This window comes from Tenacibaculum caenipelagi (genome assembly GCF_004363005.1).
Classification (GTDB): Bacteria; Bacteroidota; Bacteroidia; order Flavobacteriales; family Flavobacteriaceae; genus Polaribacter; species Polaribacter caenipelagi.
In genome coordinates, this window is the sequence record NZ_SNYH01000006.1 from 206,839 (window position 1) to 225,380 (window position 18,542).

The following is an 18,542-nucleotide window of genomic DNA, read 5'->3' on the forward strand; positions in this document are numbered from 1 at the left end:
TTAAAAAGTTAAACTGAGATTTAAACCAATAGTTCTTTGACTTGGAAATTGAGCTCCCTCTTGCCATCTAAAACCACTTCCATTTCTTCCTAAATCTGTACCACTTACATTTTCAATTTCTGAAGGGTCAATTTCATCATCAGCATATATTAGCCATAAATTATTACCATAGATGCTAGTTTTAATGTCCTTTATTCCCCATTTATCAAACCATTTATTTGGTAAAGTGTATGAAATTGATAACTGACGTAATTTTACATAGCTAGCATCAAAAACAAGATTTTCTCCAAAGGCAGGTAGTTGTCTGTCAAAATATGCATAGGCTCCAATGTATCTAGTTACTGGTTCTCCTGTTACTGAATCTACACCATCAACTCTTATTCCTCCTCCATCAGCTACTGCATCTCTTATAGAGTTTCCTTTATCGTTAGTGCCTACTGTTTCAATAGATTGCCCTGAGCCTCTTGCCCATTTTTTAGAGGTAGAGTAGTAATCACCACCTATTTGAAAATCAATTGATGCTGCTAATTCAAGGTTTTTATATTTAAATGTATTTGTAAAACCTCCAGTTAAATCAGGTAAAAAATTTCCTAATAACACGTCGTTTTCAACTTCAAATAGTTGATTGCTCCAATCTCCTTCAGATTGATTAATAATTAATCTGCCTTGAGAATCTCTTTTAGGTCTAGAGCCATAAATACCTCCTTTAGATTTACCTTCTACATCTTTTAAATTAATATAACCTGTATTCCAAGTCCAAACTCTATCAAGAATACGAGAGCTAGGTGTGTTAGGGTCATCAGTAGCATTGATTTCATCGACAACCCAATCTATAGTAGCTAAATTTATTGTAGATATCCAAGAAAAGTTATCTGTTGTAATAGGTTTGAAATTTAAACCAAGTTCCCAACCACTTCTGGTTTCTTTACCACTATTTCTTTGGATAGATGAAAAACCTGTTGAAGATGGTAAGGTAACTGACCTAGGGAAATCTTCAATTTTTGTGTTGTAGTATGTTAAATCAACTCCAATTTTATTGTTTAAAAACTTCATTTCTAATCCAAATTCTTTTTCCTTAGAGCTTGCTCCAACTATTTCAGGATTTTTTGCTGTTGAAGGAATCGAATATAGAGGCATTCCATTATAATTTCCAGCGCTTTGGTAAGTGTCAAAGACTTGGTAAATTCCGGGGAAACTTGGAGCGCTTGAAAACCCCGCTCTTAATTTACCAAAGTCAATAAACTTATTATCTTTTATTAATTCACTAAACACAAAACTTGAAGATACACCATAGGTTATTACTCTGTTTTTCTCAGGATTGGCTGTAGAGCTCCAGTCAGAACGTAAAGAAGCGTCTAGAAATAGTAAATCTTTGAACCCTAGAGTAATGTTTCCGAAAAGAGCTTTTGATTTTACAGTAGAAAGATATCTGCCTACAAATGGTCTGTCAACAGATGAATATATTGAATAAAACTCTGGAGTTGTTAAGCCACCTACAGTATTTGCATAGTATGATGTATACTTTTTATTTTGAATTTGAAAACCAACAATAGAGGTTAAGTCAAACTTGTTATTTTCGCCAAACTTTATATTGTGTGTTAAAGATCCAAAAAATTCATCTTCAATATTTTTAGAAGTGCTTTCATCATATCTAGGTTCAGTTGCACCACCTCTTCCTCCAAAAGCTCTTATCTTATAAAAATCAAAAGCATTGTATGTTCTTCTGTATTGAAGAGTTGCGCTTAAGTTTTCGTCAAATTCATAGTTTAAGGCAATCTTTCCGAAAATAGCATTTTTATCTTGCTCGTTTCTGTTTTCGTAAAACTCAAAATATGGTGAATCCCAGTAAGCAGGAGTTGGATTTGTAGGGCTCTGTATGTTCCATGAAACAAACTTACCATTACGTTTGTAATTTCTCAAACGTTTCATGTCTAATTGTCTTTGCCACCACTGATTAGGTCTAAAAAAAGACCCGCTTCCTGTATACCCTAATTCAGGGTTGTTCAGAGTATTTCTAACTTGATAATTGACATTAGCAATTAACTTAAGTTTGTCAGTTACATTATAATTAGCGTTTGTACTTACCTGAATTGTTTTTCTGCTAGAGTTAGGTAAAATACCTTCTTGATCAACGTATCTTAATGTAGAGCTAAGATTATGTTTGTCCCCTCCGTTTTGGAATGTAAGTATTGCTTTTTTAATTATGGCTTCTTTATAAAAGTCTTCAACGTTTGTAGGATTTGGTGACCAAGGTCTTAATTTTCCATATTCAGGGTCTCCTTCTATCCAACTATCCCAATGTCTAACCAATGTACCATCAAGTTTTGGTCCCCATGATTGGTCTGCTCCATAGTCTGGACGAAGTTGACCATTAGACATAACGATGAAGTCTTGACTATAACCTCCACCATATTCATTCTGATACTTAAGTAAATTGGTTACGCTACCAACTTCGGTACTAAATTGAGCGCTAATTTCTGAACCATGCTTTGCTTTTTTTGAAGTGATAAGAATTACCCCTCCGCTAGCATCTGTACCGTATAAAGCTGTTGCAGCACCACCTTTTAGAATTGATATATTATCTATATCAGCTGTATTAATGTCTGCTGCAGATTGTACTCTAATACCATCAACAACATATAAAACATTTGAGTTTCCTCTTAATCTTATACCAGCATTGTCAAACGTAGCCCCTGAATTACCTATTGCTTGAACGCCTGAGACTTTTCCAGCAATAGAATTATTGATGTCTACTTCATTTGTTTTGACAAGGTCATTTCCTGTAACAGATGCTTGAGCAAAACCTAATGACTTTTTTTTCTTTACTTTTCCTAAAGAAGTAATAACAACTTCTTGTAATAAATTTTGATCGTCAATTAAGGTGATTTTTATATTATTGGAGTCTTTTACAGTTCTTTCAATTGTTTTTTTGCCTATAAAAGAAAAAACTAGGATATCATTTTTTTTAGCCTTGAGCTGATAGTTTCCATTAAAATCTGTTTCTGTACCATTGCTAGAGCCTTTAATTATAATACTAACTCCAGGAAGTGGGCCAGTCTCATCATAAACTGCTCCAGAAATGCTTATTTCTTGAGCAAATGTGATCTGTACAGATAGAAATAGAATCCATAAAATTTTTGTTTTCATATTTGAGTTGTTTTGATTATTTGCTCAAATGAATTAAAACAAAGTGTTAATTGCTAATTAATGATAATATGATGTGTTTAATTGATAATAATGTATTAGTTTAACTGTTTTTTTGATGTTTGGTTTTTTTTTGAAGGCAGTATGTGAGGTTATGGAATTTGGAGTTTGTGTAAAACGACTTCTTTGTAACTCCTACTTATTGGAATTGCCTTTTTTTGAATTTCAATATACTCATTGGTGTATGAATCAATTTTGTTAATTGCTATGATAAACGAACGATGAACACGGAGGAATTTTGATTTAGGTAACTTTTCTTCAAAACTACTTATAGTTTCCCTTGTGACTATGGTATTGTTTATGGTAAAAACTTTTACATAGTCACCTAGACTTTCAATATATAAAATACCGTTAAAGTCAATTTTAGTCATTTTTCTATCAGATCGAACAAATATGAAGTTGTTTTCTGATGTTTCTTGAATGCTCGTTTGTTTGTTGTCTGAGCTTATTGCTATTTTTTGAACAGCTTGTAAAAATCTGTCAAAAGCTATAGGTTTTAATAAGTAATCGGTTGCTTGCAAATCGAAACCATCTACTGCATAATCGCGATATGCTGTAGTGAAAATTATTTTTGATTTTTTGTTAATGATTTTAGCTAAACTCAAGCCGTTAATCTCAGGCATGTTGATGTCTAGAAAAAACAAATCGACGTTTTCAGTTTGTGTAATCTGTAATGCTTCTAGTGCATTCTTACAACTCGCAATTAATTTTAGGCTAGGTGTTTTTTCAATAAACGATTCAAGAATTTCTCTTGCTACGGGTTCATCATCGACAATTGTGCAGGTTATCTTTTTAGTCATCTTTTAAAGGGATTTTTAAATTAATGATAAATTGATTTGCTTCAGGTCTTATAGAAATAATAGATTTGTTTTGATATAACATTTCTAACCTTTTTTGAATGTTTTCTAGTCCAATACCTTTTTTTGTAGTAGTTACTTGTTTTGAGGTGTTTTCAATATAAAAAATTAAAAAATCTTCAGTAGTTTTTAGGTTGATGTTAATGCTTAGTACTCCGTTAATTTGTGCCCCGTGTTTAAAAGCATTTTCAACAAAAGGAAGTAATAACATAGGCGAGATTTGAATAGCTTCATCAAATAAGCTTTTAGTGAAGTTAACCTGTAAGCTTTCTTGAAAACGCATTTTTTCTAATGAAATATAATCTTCTATATGTTGTATCTCATTCTTCAATAATACTGAAGGTTTATCAACTTGATAGAGGATGTAGTCTAATAAATTAGAGAGCTTTAAAATCATATCAGGAGCAGTGTCAGATTTTTTAAGGGCAAATCCATACAACGTATTTAAAGTGTTAAATAAAAAATGCGGGTGAATCTGTATTTTTAAGAATTTAAGCTCTTGTTCTTTAAGCTGCAGTTGAGTATGTAAGAACTTGTTTTCTAATGTCTTCTTCTCTTCAATAGATTTGTAATTATGACTTAGTATTTTATATCCGCTAGTCAGGATAATAATTAAAAATACACATACCAAAATAACCGATGAGCTTTTGGTTAAGGCAGGCATATTTTGAAACTCCAAATTAAAAAAGAAAATAAATCCGAAAACAACGGTCACTAATACTCCGAAAAGTGTGAAAATAATAGCATAAACAGTATATAATAAAAATGACCAATATTTTTTTGCGAGTAGGTAATTGGGGATTAAGTTGTACGCAAAAACATAGGATGTTATAATAGAAATGACCGATAGAATACTAGTAAACCAAAATAAGAATTGAGGGTTGTTACTTCCTGTGCTAAAAAATAGGTAAAAAAATAACCAGACAAGTCCCCAGTATAAAATATGTAGAGGTGTTTTATATAAAAAAGAGATAAATATCTTTAGCATCTTGTAAAAAAGCACATTTTTAAGTTAAGATGAAAATAAAAATAGATGAAATGAAGATTTAGTGAGGTTTTTAACCATTTTTCTGTTTTGGGTATTAAATTCGTTAAATATAGTTTGAAGTTGGTTATTTGTCGTTATTTCAATTATTTAATTAAAGTCAATTCTACTTTTACAGCGTATAATTTTAAAAACTAATTTTATGAATTTTATTATTGAAGGAGGTTGGATGTTCATGGTTCCACTAGTTGTACTGTTAGGAGTTGTTATTGTATTGTTTTTTTTTGGTTTAAAAAATAATACAGAGAAGAATTCTAAACTTATCAAATCAATTAGTCTGTTCTCTTTTGTTTTTGGAGTGCTAGGTTTTGTAATTGGAATGTTAGCTGCTCTAGGAGCTATAGCAAATACTAATAATAATATTCCTCCGCAAATTCTTGCAGGAGGACTAAAAGTAGGTTTAATTGCGCCAACTTTTGGATTAATAATTTTCCTGTTAGGAAGACTGTTTGATATTATCTTGTTATGGAAAAGAGAAGGCTAATTTAGATTTTTGATTAGTTAGTTATTTAAATACCTATTTCTATGTTAGAAATGGGTATTTTTGTTGCATGAAAAAAATTAAATTGATTTGGGATTTCAAAGGTCCAGATGGTTTAGAAACTGCAAAACATCATTGTATTCATTTAAAGGAGTTTGCTCAGATAGATAGTTTACCTTATCATGAGGTAAATTTTGTATCTTTAAACGAAATGCATACTATAGCTTTTATTGTAGTAGATGAGGAGAATATGAAGGTTTATAGAGATGCATTAAAACCTCATAGAGGAGAATTAGCTTAATTTATAATTAACATAAAAAAAAGGAACTATGTTTTTAATCAATGCCTTAGCAAAACCGAAAAAATCTTCAGAACATTATGATGAAGTTTTAGGAGCTTACGTGAGTTTGTATATCGATTATAAAGATATTGAAGGAGCTATGCGATTAGCTAAATTTTATATTAAAGAAGAAGACTGGAAAGTAGTTGAAGTAGAAGATGAGTATTTTACATTAGATTCTGTTGAAGATGTAGAAGATGAAGAGCAAAAAGAATTGTATGAAGAAGCTTTAGAATATGGATATTCTATCATCTTTAATTGCTACGAAGAAGAAGGAGAGGATGAGGATTAAATATTAAAAATACAATAAAAAAGCCATTACTTAGTAATGGCTTTTTTATTATTATGCAATTGCTTTAGCGCAAATAAAGCCTCCTGTCCACGCATTTTGAAAATTGAATCCACCTGTTACGGCATCAATATTTAAAACTTCACCTACAAAAAACAAGTTTTGATGTTTTTTGCTTTCAAAACGTTTAAAATTAATTTCTTTTAAATCAACACCACCTGCGGTTACAAATTCCTCTTTAAAAGTAGTACGACCATTGGCGTTGAATAATCCTTTTGTTAATTGATTGGCTAAATTTTGAAGTTGTTTGTTGTTCAAATCAGCCCAATTTTGGTTGCTTTTTATCTCCGAAGCTATGACTAATCGTTCCCATAATCGACGAGGAATATCACTAAAAGGAGACTTTAAGTTTACTTGTTTTTTAGCTTGCATTTTTTTTAACTGCTGTAACTCTTCAAAAACCGAATCTGTATCTTGCCCTAACCAATTTACGAGTACATTATATTGGTAGTTTTTATCAGCTAAAATTCGAGCACCAAAAGCTGATAATTTTAAGATAGCAGGACCGCTTAAACCCCAGTGGGTAATTAGTAATGGACCAGAATTTTCCAAATTTGTTCCAACTAGAGTTACTTCAGCATTTGGAACGGATATTCCACCTAAATCTATAATTCGTTTGTCTTTGATGTTAAAAGTAAATAATGAAGGCACAGGCTCAATGATGGTATGGTTTAAGGTTTCGCATAATTCCCATACTTTTTTACTGCTACCTGCAGAAACCACAACATAATCGGCTTCAAAATCTTGATTTTTTGTGTTGATAACCCATTTCTCATCTTGTTGATAAACAGAATTTACACCATGGTTTTTTAACACTGTAATTCCGAGGTTATCAACAGCGTTTTGAAAACAATCAATAATAGCTTGTGAGGTATTGGCTTCTGGAAATACTCGATTATCTTCTTCAATTTTTAAAGGAACTCCATGATTTTCAAACCACTCAAAAGTATCACCAGTCATAAATTGATGAAATGGACCTAGTAATTCTTTTTCTCCTCTAGGGTAGAATTTTGTCAGTTCTTTAGGGTCAAAACAAGCGTGTGTAACATTACAACGACCTCCTCCAGAAATTTTTACTTTTTGTAAAACTTCTTTTCCTTTCTCAAGAATAGTAATGTCCAATTCAGGATTGAGTTCTTTTGCATTAATAGCGGTGAAATAACCAGCGGCACCACCACCAATGATAATAACTTTTTTCATTATAAAATCATTTCTTTATATGAAAGGATAGTGTTGAATCCTTTTTGTTGAAAATAGTTTATGGTGTCTTCATTACCAGTAGCTAATATAAAATCGCCGCCCCAAGCACCTAAACTTTTTACTTCACCAAAATAATCTGGAAATCTAGTTTCTTTTATAGGTTTTAGTTTAATTATTGAACTGATGAGTTTTTCATGCTCAATAATAATTTTATTTAGATCTTTAGAAGTGCCAGCGTTTAAAAACTCCTGTGTTAAGTTATCTATTTCAGGAATTAACGTTTTAGCTTCTTCTTTGTGTTTTTTATAAAGAGTAATTCCTTCTCTACTATTTTGTTTTTGATTCAAATACACAAAAAACAATTCTTTAGAAAAACTTGGGTTGAAATTTATCTCTTCAACAAAAGGTTGTTTTTCTTTTAATTGATATAGGATAGGAGAGTTATGTTTTGCGCAAGCAATATCGTAACCACTACCTGAGAAAGCATTCCAAAGTAATGTAAACGGATTCACGTTTGCCCAAGTAGCGATATTGTTAATTAAAGTTGAAGAACTTCCTAATCCCCAGTTTTGTGGAAATGTTAGGTTTGTTTTTACAATATATCCATGATTAGTGTTTAAAAAATCAGGATTTAGTTCTTTTGCTTCATGTAAAATATCACATAAAGTTTCAGCTATAAATTCAGCGCTTCCTTCTTTATTAGAGTTAAATGTAGCTGAGGTTAACCTAAGTTTTGGTAAATCAAAAGAAGCTTCAAACCAACATTCTCCGGTATGCGTAAAACTTCCCCAAATAAGTTGGGGTTCTTTAATCGGTTCAACGACTAAATCTTGTCCAAACTTAGTCGGGACTGCTAATGACGTTGCACCATCCAAAACAACGTATTCTCCAGTGAGTAATAATTTTCCGTTTGAATAATACTGCATTATACCAATCCGAATTGTTTAAAATGATGGGTAAAGTGTTTTACTTGAAATTTTTTCCAATACTCATAATCTAGCTCTCCGAAAAATGGATGCACTACTTTTCTGTTTGGGTCTTTATTAAACACAGTCTCGAAATATTGAACCTGATGTATTAAATCATCAATAGCCTCATCCATAGAACCAAATTTCAACGGAGTTGGATCTTCTGATAAAAAAGGAGCTTTAAATCCGATTTGTAATTCGCTATCAGTATTTAAAAACGGTTTTCTTCTGGTTGTTTTTTCATCAGAAACATAAATATCAACATGCCAATTTCCATTGGCTATTTGAGTAACCATACTTAAATGCTCTACCATTTGTTGTCCGTTCATTTTTCCGAACAAAGGTTTAGCTTTAGGAGTTAAGTTTGCTAGCGTACTGCGCACTTTATCCTCGTTTAAAAAATCTACCCATTGTACTTTTGGTTTGCGTAGCTCATTTAATTTTTCAACTACTGCACTGTGTGAGGCTGTTCTATCTTCAAAATAAGCGACTACTGCCTCTTTTTCTTCGTTGGTTGCTTTGTGTTGATTTAAGATATTCATCAAGTGCATTTTCATATGTCCATGCTGAATTCCTTTAGTTGTTAAAGCACGTAAAGCAGCAAAATTTTGCGCTAAACCAGCGGCAGCAATAATTTGCATTAACGTGCGTGCACTTGGTTTTTGCATCATATCTAGCGATAATTTTGCCATGGGGTGTAATGCGGTTAGTCCGCCTACAGTACCTAAAGCTAAAGGGATTTCAATCCAAAACCTAAAAACACCATTTTTTACTTCACAGTGAGTTAAACTTTTGTATTGTCCATCTTTTGAAGCATAAGCATGTGCTCCTGCTTCAATTGCTCTAAAATCGTTACCTGTTGCCAACACAACAGCATCGATTCCATTCATAATACCTTTATTATGGGTAACTGCACGATACGGCTCTATTTCAGCAATTTTAACTGCTTGTTCAAATTTTTGAGCAAACTTTTCAGGATTTTTACCTCCTAATTCTTCTACTTTACAGCTTACTTCAGCTCTAACTAAACATTCAGGAACGTAGTTAGAGAGAATGCTCATTACAATTTCAATATCGTCTTTTCTAAAAGCTTTTGCAATAGCTTCTAAGCATGAATTGATAAAGTTAGCCCCCATACTATCTTTCGTTTCAAACGTAACATGTAATTGATAGTAATCTGCTAGTTTATCAGTTTTGTCAACCAATTGAATATCTAAAATACCACCACCACGTTTTTCCATGTTCTTTGTAATGGATGCTGTGGCAGCATGTAATTCGGTTTTTTGTTCGTTAAAATAGGTTTGTAACTCCTTTTTATCTCCAGCGTACATAAAATGTACTTGACCAATTTTTGTGGTAGAAATTACTTCGGTTTTAAATCCACCTCTAGTGCCCCAGTATTTAGCTACTTTTGAAGCAGCAGCAACAACGGAGCTTTCTTCAACTACCATAGGTATTGCGTAACTACGCCCATTAATTACGAAGTTAGGAGCAACGCCGTAAGGCATATAAAAGTTAGAAATAGTATTTTCAATAAAATCATCGTGCAATTGTTGTAGTTTATCATCTACATTCCAATATTGCTTAATGGTTTGTATAATTTCTGGTTGATTATTGAAATAAGTTTTTGCCAACCAGTCTATTTTTTCCTCTTTGGTAAGTTTAGAAAAACCAGAGATCGTTTTAGACATTCTCAATTCATTTTTGGTGGCTCAAAGATAAGTGAATCCTGTTAAAATAGGGGTGATATTTGGTATTTATGACTTTTTTGAGGTGATTTTTGACGATTTTTCCGTAAACTTGGCAAACTTTTTAGATAAACAACAACTTAACATGAAGAAATTATTACTATTTTTTATAGGAATATCTTCGCTAGTGCAAGCTCAGAAAAAAGATATTTCCTTAGAGGATATATGGCGAAAAGGTACATTTAGAGCCGATTACATGAACTCCTTAAACTCTATGAATGGAGATTATTATTCGCTCTTAAATTATGAAAATGGAAGCACTTCAGTAGATAAATACAGCTATGAAACCTTAGAAAAAGTAGCAACTATTGTAGATAGCAAAGATTTAGCGGGATTGAAAGCATTTCAATCATACAGTTTTAATAATGACGAAACCAAATTGATTTTAGGTACCAACTTTAAACCAATTTTTCGTCATTCTTTTTTAGGTACATTTTATGTGTATGACATCGCAAAAAAATCACTAGACTTAATTGGGGAAGATATTCAAGAACCTACTTTTTCTCCTGATAGTAAAAAAATAGCCTATGCCAAGAATAATAATTTATTCATTAAAGATTATTCAGATGCCAATGTAGTGATTCAAATTACTAATAGTGGAAAAAAGAATGAGATAATTAACGGTATTACTGACTGGGTTTATGAAGAAGAGTTTGGTTTTGTAAGAGCCTTTGAATGGAGTAAAGACAGTAAGAATTTAGCATACTTACGTTTTGATGAGAGTAAAGTAAAAACTTTCTCAATGGATGTTTATGGAAAAGGTAAATACCCAACACAAGAGGTGTTTAAATATCCAAAGGCAGGAGAAGATAACGCGAAGGTTGCCTTACGTATATTTTCATTAGTTACTAATAAAACTGCTGAAATCAGAGTAGGAGATTACGAATATATTCCAAGAATTAATTGGACAAATGATGGTAATTTGCTAGCTGTACGTACCTTAAATCGTCATCAAAATGATTTAAAAATGTACTTTGTTGATGCAACAACTTTTAGAAGTCATGTAGTTTTAAATGAAACTGATAAAGCTTATGTGGATATCAACGATGACTTAACTTTTTTAGACGATAATAGCTTTATTTGGACGAGTGAAAAAGATGGATACAATCATATTTATCACTATAACAAAGACGGACAGTTAATAAATCAAGTAACAAAAGGAAACTGGGAAGTTACTTCGTATTATGGGTATAATGCAGATAAAAAAACTATCTATTATCAGTCAGTAGAAAATGGATCTATCAACAGAGGTGTGTATAGCATTTCTTTGGATGGAAACAATGAAAGATTGCTAAGCAATCCTTTAGGAACTAACAGCGCCTCTTTCAGTAAAAACATGCGCTACTTCATCAATACATTTTCAGATGCGAATACACCACCTGTGTATACATTACGAAATGATGAAGGGAGAGTATTAAAAACTATTAAAGACAATGCAGCTTTAAAAGAGCTTATTGCTGGGTACAATTTGAGTAAAAAAGAGTTTTCTACGATTAACATCAATGGAAACGATTTAAATATGTATACAATAAAGCCTGCAAATTTTGATGCGAATAAAAAATACCCAGTATTAATGTATCAATATTCAGGTCCAGGTTCTCAAAATGTAAAGAACAGTTGGAATAGTGCTAATGATTATTGGCATCAAATGTTAGCGCAAGAAGGGTATATTATTGTTTGCGTTGATGGTAGAGGAACAGGGTTTAAAGGGCGTGATTTCAAAAAAGTCACCTATATGAACTTAGTGAAGCATGAAACTGAAGATCAAATCGCGGTAGCTAAAGAATTAGCAAAATTACCATATGTTGATGCAAATAGAATTGGTATTTGGGGATGGTCTTTTGGAGGCCATATGAGTACAAACTGTATTTTAAAAGGGAATGATGTATTCACCGCAGCAATTGCTGTAGCACCAGTAACTACATGGCGTTTTTATGACTCAATTTACACAGAGCGTTATATGCGTACACCAGAGGAAAATCCAGCAGGTTATGACGATAATTCACCATTAAACTATCCTGAATTATTAAAAGGAAAATATTTATTAATTCACGGAACTGGTGATGATAACGTACATGTACAGAATGCTTATAGAATGATTGAAGCTTTAATTCAAGCAAATAAGCAATTTGAGTGGGGAATGTACCCTGATAAAAATCATGGTATTTATGGAGGTAATACACGTTTACACTTGTTTACTAAGATGACTAACTTTATTAAAAACAACTTATAGAAACTATACATATGGCAAATTCAACTTCAATTAAAGAGAAAGAACTACTTGGACATCCAATAGGCCTGTTTTATTTATTCTTTGCCGAATTATGGGAGCGTTTCTCATTTTATGGAATGAGAGCATTGTTAACGCTTTACATGGTGCAAGAAATTTTCAAAGCAATTTCAGAGAGAGATGCAGCGACTGCGGTTGTTTATGCTTCATATGGTTCTTTAGTATATGCTTCTACTGTAATAGGAGGTAGGATTTCGGATAAAATTTTAGGGATGAGAAGCTCTATTTTTTTAGGAGGAGTTTTAATGGCTATAGGTCATTTTGTATTAGCAATAGAAAATAATACAGCATTTTTTTTAGCACTAGCTTTTATAGTTGTAGGAAATGGTTTCTTTAAACCAAACATTTCAACTTTCGTAGGTTCTTTGTATAAAGAAGGCGATGTTAGAAAAGATTCTGGATTCACCATTTTTTATATGGGAATTAATATTGGTGGTTTTGTAGCACCTTTACTTTGTGGTTGGTTAGCTGCAGAATTTGGTTGGCATTATGGTTTCGGGTTAGCTGGAATTGGAATGTTAACAGGGTTAATTTTCTTTTGGAGTGGTATTAAAAAGAATGTTTTTGGAGATAAAGGATTGCCACCAAGTGAAGAAGTTTATGAAAAGCCAGTGATGGGTATTCCTCAAAAAACATTAATACCAATAATAGCAACTTTATGTGTGCCAGTGATAGCATATATCTTGTCATCGTATAAAGCCATTGCAGGAGGAGAATCATTCTTAGGAGATGAAACCATTGTTAGTTTAATTTTTAAACTTATAGGAGTAGTAGTTGTGTTATACTTAGGAAGTATTTTAATGAAGGCTACTTTAGATGAACGAAAAAAGTTGATTATGGCAATTTTAATCACCTTTTTTATGACTTTGTTTTGGGGATTCCATGAGTTATCAGGAAGTGTTATTACCTTATTTGCTTCTAGAAATGTAGATTTAACATTAATTAATGCTAGCCAGACAAATGCATTAAATTCAATGTTCATAATTATTTTGGCTATTCCAATTTCTTTACTATGGGAATATTTATCAAAAAAGAAAATAAACCCAAGAACACCGTATAAGTTTGGTTTTGGTTTAGTTTTAGCAGGATTAAGTTTCTATATATTATCTATAAGTGGAGGAAGTGCAGATGAAAATGGAATGGTGCCTTTTGCCTACTTGTTTGTTATGTATTTTATAATTTCAGTAGGAGAGTTATTTATGTCTCCAGTAGGGTTATCTAAAATCACTGATTTATCACCTAAAAGAATTGTGGCTTTTATGATGGGAATATGGTTCTTGTCATCAGCTTATGCATTTCAAATAGTTGGTTTTATATCTAAGCAATTGGCGGTAGAAAGCACAGATGCTAATGTAGGAGGGTTACAAACACTAGAAATATATACTGATGGTTTTGGGTTAATTGCTCAATATGCTGTTGGAGCTGGGATTATCGTGTTGTTATTTTCTCCGCTTATGAAAAAGTTAATGGGTAACGTACACTAAAAATAAAGGACTGAAATTAATTTAATTATATATGAATACAGATATTGAGAATTTATTTAAAGATAAGGTGTTAGGGCACCCAGCAGGGTTGTTTGTATTGTTTTTTACTGAAATGTGGGAACGTTTTTCATACTATGGAATGCGTTCGCTTTTAGTTTTATTTTTTACAGCGTCATTGTTAGACGACGGTTGGGGATGGCCACGTGAATGGGCTTTTGCCATTTTTGGAACCTATACGTCTTTAGTGTATTTATCAACAATGGTTGGTGGGTATTTTGCCGATAATGTTATTGGTATTCGTAAGGCAGTTGTTGTAGGAGCTTTATTAATGACTGTTGGTCACGCTTGTATGGCGGTAGAAACATCTTTCTTTATTTATGCTGGATTAGGATTTTTAGTAATAGGTAGTGGTTTCTTTAAGCCAAATATGACTTCTATTATTTCAGAAATGTATAAAGGAAAAGAAGAGAAAAAAGACGGAGCTTACACCATTTTCTATATGGGGGTAAATGCAGGTGCTTTCTTAGGAATTCTTTTATGTGGATATTTAGGAGAAAAAGTAGGATGGTCATGGGGATTCGGAGTAGCAGGTATTTTCATGCTATTTGGATTGTTACAATTCTGGTTAGCTCAAGGAATTTTTGGTAAAATTGGAGATGGACCTAAGAATAAAAATGTAGATATTATTGATGATATAACATCTGAAGAAAAAGAAGTAGAAGAAGGAAGAAACCCTTTCACAGGAGTACAAAAAGTATTAATTGGGGTTTCATCTTTATTAGGTTTGTTATGGATTTTTAACGATCCGATTTCAAAAATATCTGAAGGAAAATACAATGTTTTTCCGTTTGAGTTTGCTGGACTTTCAGGTTCTACAGTTGCAATTCTTTTAGCATTTTTAATATTCATAGCCTTGTTGGTAATGCGTATTCCTAAATATACACCAGTTTTAAGGGATAGAATGTTAGCAGTAGTGTTTTTTGCATTTGTAACAATTTTCTTCTGGGCAATTTTTGAGCAATCACCAAGTTCATTAACGGTATTTGCTAAGGACTATACAAACAGAGTTTTAGAAGGTAATGCTGGATTTATATTTAAAATAGTAAATTCATTAATGACTATTATTCCATTAGGAATTATTACATGGGTACTTTTCTTATTGTTCAAAAAAACATTTGCAAAGTATGCGTGGTCTAATATATTTTTAGGAACGAGTTTTGTAATAATTTGGTTTATTGCAATATGGATGTTAAAAGAAGAGTTCCAAAAAGATGCAGCAGAAATTCCAGCTTCTTGGTTTTCTGTGTTAAATTCGTTATATATTATCACTTTAGCACCATTATTTTCTAAATGGTGGGAAAGTAAATATAACCCAAACGCGAATATGAAATGGGCAATTGGTATGGGGTTATTAGGTTTAGGTATGGCAGTAATCGCTATAGGATCTAACGGTATTGAGCCAGGAGCTAAGACGGCATCAGTAAGTATTATCTGGTTAATTTTAGTGTATTTATTCCACACTATGGGAGAGTTATGTGTATCGCCAGTAGCGTTATCGTATGTTTCTAAATTAGTACCAGGTCGTATGATTGCGTTTATGTTTGGTATTTGGTATTTGGCGGTAGCTATTGGAATGAAGTTGGCAGGTGTATTTGCCGAATCATCAGAAGCAATTGCTAAAGAACAAGGATTAAGTAGCTTCTTCTGGTTGCTAACATTTGTTTCTTTTGGATTAGCAGTGTTGTCAGCAGTACTTTATCCAGTAATTAAAAAATTAATGCACGGGGTGAAATAACCCTAAATAAAGGTTAAAAAAACTTTTAACAACCTGCCAAAACTAAAACTTGGCAGGTTTTTTTGTAAATTTGGAATACTTATTGAGACCAAAGAGGTATGAAAAAAATAATATTAGTAGCAGTTTTTGCAGTTATTTCATTAGCGGTAAAAGCACAAGATAAAGTAAATTGGATGACCTTTGAAGAGGCGATGGAGATGAGCGAGAAAGATCCAAAACCAATTTTAGTAGATATTTATACCGATTGGTGTGGTTGGTGTAAAAAGATGGATAAGACTACTTATAAAAATAAAGTAATTATTGAGTACATTAATACTCATTATTATCCTGTGAAATTAAATGGTGAAGCGAAGCATGATATTACGTTTCAAGGAAGAACGTTTAAGTATCAAGCACAAGGAAGAAGAGGTTATCATGAGTTGGCAGCTGCTATCATGAAAGGGAAACTAAGTTATCCTTCAACCGCTTTTTTTAATACTGAACGCCAATTGTTACAAAATGTTCCTGGATATTTAGAAGAAAAAAGGTTTGAAAAAATATTAGCATATTTTAATAAGGATAATTATAAAAATATGCCTTGGTCAGAGTTTGAGAAAAACTTTAAAAGCGCCATGTAAAATTTATTCTTTTATAATAAGAACACCATTTTGACCAGTATACCAAAATGGTGTTTTTTGTTTATCACAAGTTTCTCTCCATTTGTTAATGTACGATTTGTAATTACTACCATCAGCAATAATTTTTTGAGGTTTTAGTGTCGCAATAAGTCTGTTTAAATTAATTTTAGGACTATCTTTTAGAATAATTATTGGATTTACAAGTCCATCTATTTTATAAACGCCTAAACTATCTACAATTAAAATTGGATTGCTTTTATAAGAAGTGATATTGAAAATAGAATCAACAACTTTAGAAGGAACATGTTCGCCAATTCTATAAGATTGCAATAGTTTTTCTTGTTGTAAAATAGAATCATTCGTTGAACTAAAAATCGTTAAAACTCCATTATTTCTTTTACCTAAAATTGAAGTTCTGCTTTTGTGAAATACAATAAATTCACTTTTGTTCATCTTTTGAAATTTTTCATAAAAGTAGATTCCTTGTAACAAAAGAATTGATGTGAATAAGAATAGTATACTTTTTGAAGTTTTCCGAATCCAAGCTTGAAATAAGAATACAATAAAAACATACCAAGCTAGCATTGCCTCAAAAGACATGGATATTTCTTTTAATAAAAAATCTTCTTGGTGAGAAATCCAATCAACAAACAAATTCATTGTTGAAATAATGAAACTATAACCGTCAGCTAAGAATTGAGGGAGTATGTTCATCGTAGCTAATAGAATGATTATAATTCCAAAGAGTAAAATTCCACTTAAAAAAGGAATGATAATCAAGTTAGAGAGGATAAACAATCCAGGAAACTGATGAAAATAATACAAGCTGATAGGTAAGATTCCTGCTTGTGCAGCTATTGAAACTGTGAACAATTGCCAACCTTTATCCAGTATCCAAAGTTTAGGTTTCCATAAATTATAGAGTAAAGGTTGTACCCAAACAATACCAAAAACTGCTAAATAACTCAATTGAAAACCTACGTCAAATAAGAATAACGGTTTTATCAATAGTAAAAATAGCATAGAGCTAACCAGTGAATATTCAATGATCTTTTTCCGTTTAAACGATTGTCCGATAGCTACAAAAGTAAACATGGTTACTGCGCGTACTACTGAGGCTGATAATCCCGCAATAAAAGCAAAAGCCCAAAGTAAGAAGACAACACATATAGTTTTGATGAACATTCCGTGTGGAAGTTTTTCTAAAGGTTTAAATACATAGGAGAGGAGCAATAATAATATACCAATATGTAAGCCTGAAATAGCTAGAATATGAATAGCACCAGCATTGGTATAGCTTTCTAATAGCTCTTTAGATATTTCTTGACGCTGACCAAGTAATAAAGCATTAATCACAGCAAATTCATCATTGGAAAAATGATGCTTTTTTAAGGAAGTTTGTACTTTTTCTCTAATACTAGCCGATAAACCTACTAAAGAAAAACTTGCATTGTCAAGCTGTTTAAATTGTTGTTTATCTAAAAATACTTGATGATAAATGTACTGTTTTGCTAAATAGTGTTTGTAATCAAATTGATGTGGATTTAAAGGTGGAATCAACTCTTTAAAAGGAGTTTTAATAAAAATCCGATTACCAACAGCAAGTGTAGTTTGTGTACTATCTTTTTGAATGCTTAAGAGAACATATCCATTTGTTTTAATAGAATCAATCTGCGAAACTTTAGCAACATATTTTATGTAGTAGTTACCTGGTTTTAATACTTTTTGTATAGTGAGTATAGAAGTAGAGTTGTCAGTTAATTGATGCTTATAATAGTTTTTATGATTCTTCGGATTGTGAATATACGTGGTACTAACTCCAATAAAAACAAAAAGTAATAAGCTAACTACGCTAAAAGCTTTTCGTGTTAGGGTTTTTCTTAAAAAATAGAGAACAGTTAGAAAACCTAGTGAAACACATCCTAAATAAAGAAAATCAAATTGCCAAATTTGCGTGTAAAATTGAAGTGTGATTCCAATAATAACACATAATAAAAAATGAAATGGAGGGTATTCTAACAATTTTTTCATAGCCTTTTAAAGTTATGAAAAAAGTGTGAATTTGAAAAAAAATAGTTATCGTTTTGTTTGTGATTAGTCGCGTGAAACACGGAACTAAATCAGAAATTAAAGATACACTTTGTTAGCTTTTAGTACTTTTATA

14 protein-coding genes are annotated in these 18,542 nt (G+C 31.9%); 7 read left to right on the top strand and 7 right to left on the bottom strand.

Annotated elements, in window-relative coordinates; translation table 11 throughout:
- The 3 genes from DFQ07_RS13925 to DFQ07_RS13935 form a co-directional block, all read right to left on the bottom strand.
- A complete protein-coding gene (locus tag DFQ07_RS13925) occupies positions 1-3,147 on the bottom strand; it encodes a SusC/RagA family TonB-linked outer membrane protein (RefSeq protein WP_133537861.1) in 3,147 nt (1,048 codons plus the stop codon).
- A gap of 149 nt (positions 3,148-3,296) precedes the next feature.
- Positions 3,297-4,004, bottom strand: coding sequence for a LytR/AlgR family response regulator transcription factor (locus tag DFQ07_RS13930; RefSeq protein WP_133537862.1), 708 nt, complete (start codon positions 4,002-4,004; stop codon positions 3,297-3,299).
- Positions 3,997-5,049: a sensor histidine kinase gene (locus tag DFQ07_RS13935; RefSeq protein WP_133537863.1), complete on the bottom strand. Its 1,053-nt coding sequence runs from the start codon at positions 5,047-5,049 to the stop codon at positions 3,997-3,999. The genes DFQ07_RS13930 and DFQ07_RS13935 overlap by 8 nt, the downstream gene beginning before the upstream one ends.
- Positions 5,050-5,248: 199 nt before the next feature.
- Between DFQ07_RS13935 and DFQ07_RS13940 the strand changes: the two genes are divergently transcribed.
- The 3 genes from DFQ07_RS13940 (at position 5,249) to DFQ07_RS13950 (ending at position 6,219) form a co-directional block, all read left to right on the top strand.
- Positions 5,249-5,590 (top strand): MotA/TolQ/ExbB proton channel family protein, encoded by a 342-nt coding sequence (locus DFQ07_RS13940; protein ID WP_133537864.1) that lies wholly within the window; start codon positions 5,249-5,251, stop codon positions 5,588-5,590.
- 67 nt (positions 5,591-5,657) lie between these two features.
- On the top strand, positions 5,658-5,888 hold the full coding sequence (locus DFQ07_RS13945) for a hypothetical protein (RefSeq protein ID WP_133537865.1): 231 nt from the start codon (positions 5,658-5,660) through the stop codon (positions 5,886-5,888).
- Between the two features lie 28 nt (positions 5,889-5,916).
- On the top strand, positions 5,917-6,219 hold the full coding sequence (locus DFQ07_RS13950) for a hypothetical protein (protein ID WP_133537866.1): 303 nt from the start codon (positions 5,917-5,919) through the stop codon (positions 6,217-6,219).
- A gap of 51 nt (positions 6,220-6,270) precedes the next feature.
- Here the strand turns inward: DFQ07_RS13950 and DFQ07_RS13955 are convergent, their stop codons facing one another.
- From DFQ07_RS13955 to DFQ07_RS13965, 3 genes are read right to left on the bottom strand one after another with little or no spacing between them, the layout of a single operon-like run.
- Positions 6,271-7,476: a BaiN/RdsA family NAD(P)/FAD-dependent oxidoreductase gene (locus DFQ07_RS13955; RefSeq protein ID WP_133537867.1), complete on the bottom strand. Its 1,206-nt coding sequence runs from the start codon at positions 7,474-7,476 to the stop codon at positions 6,271-6,273.
- The gene (locus DFQ07_RS13960; RefSeq protein ID WP_133537868.1) at positions 7,476-8,402 is read right to left on the bottom strand and encodes a GYDIA family GHMP kinase; all 927 of its coding nucleotides are present in this window, start codon (positions 8,400-8,402) and stop codon (positions 7,476-7,478) included. Before DFQ07_RS13960 ends, DFQ07_RS13955 begins: the two co-directional genes overlap by 1 nt.
- Positions 8,402-10,135, bottom strand: a complete 1,734-nt coding sequence (locus tag DFQ07_RS13965; RefSeq protein WP_133537869.1) for a hydroxymethylglutaryl-CoA reductase, degradative — start codon at positions 10,133-10,135, stop codon at positions 8,402-8,404. The genes DFQ07_RS13960 and DFQ07_RS13965 overlap by 1 nt, the downstream gene beginning before the upstream one ends.
- A 142-nt stretch (positions 10,136-10,277) precedes the next feature.
- On the opposite strand from DFQ07_RS13965, the gene DFQ07_RS13970 reads away from it, so the two are divergent.
- The 4 genes from DFQ07_RS13970 to DFQ07_RS13985 all read left to right on the top strand — a co-directional run bounded on the left by DFQ07_RS13970 (position 10,278) and on the right by DFQ07_RS13985 (position 16,378).
- On the top strand, positions 10,278-12,425 hold the full coding sequence (locus tag DFQ07_RS13970) for a S9 family peptidase (RefSeq protein WP_133537870.1): 2,148 nt from the start codon (positions 10,278-10,280) through the stop codon (positions 12,423-12,425).
- A gap of 11 nt (positions 12,426-12,436) precedes the next feature.
- The gene (locus DFQ07_RS13975) at positions 12,437-13,966 is read left to right on the top strand and encodes a peptide MFS transporter (RefSeq protein ID WP_133537871.1); all 1,530 of its coding nucleotides are present in this window, start codon (positions 12,437-12,439) and stop codon (positions 13,964-13,966) included.
- Positions 13,967-13,997: 31 nt separating this feature from the next.
- On the top strand, positions 13,998-15,761 hold the full coding sequence (locus tag DFQ07_RS13980) for a peptide MFS transporter (RefSeq protein WP_133537872.1): 1,764 nt from the start codon (positions 13,998-14,000) through the stop codon (positions 15,759-15,761).
- Positions 15,762-15,859: 98 nt separating this feature from the next.
- Positions 15,860-16,378, top strand: coding sequence for a thioredoxin family protein (locus DFQ07_RS13985; RefSeq protein ID WP_133537873.1), 519 nt, complete (start codon positions 15,860-15,862; stop codon positions 16,376-16,378).
- Between the two features lie 3 nt (positions 16,379-16,381).
- On the opposite strand, the gene DFQ07_RS13990 is transcribed toward DFQ07_RS13985, so the two are convergent.
- Positions 16,382-18,409 carry a ComEC/Rec2 family competence protein gene (locus DFQ07_RS13990; RefSeq protein WP_133537874.1) on the bottom strand — a complete coding sequence of 676 codons (2,028 nt, stop codon included), beginning with the start codon at positions 18,407-18,409 and terminating at the stop codon, positions 16,382-16,384.
- Between the last annotated feature and the right edge of the window lie 133 nt (positions 18,410-18,542).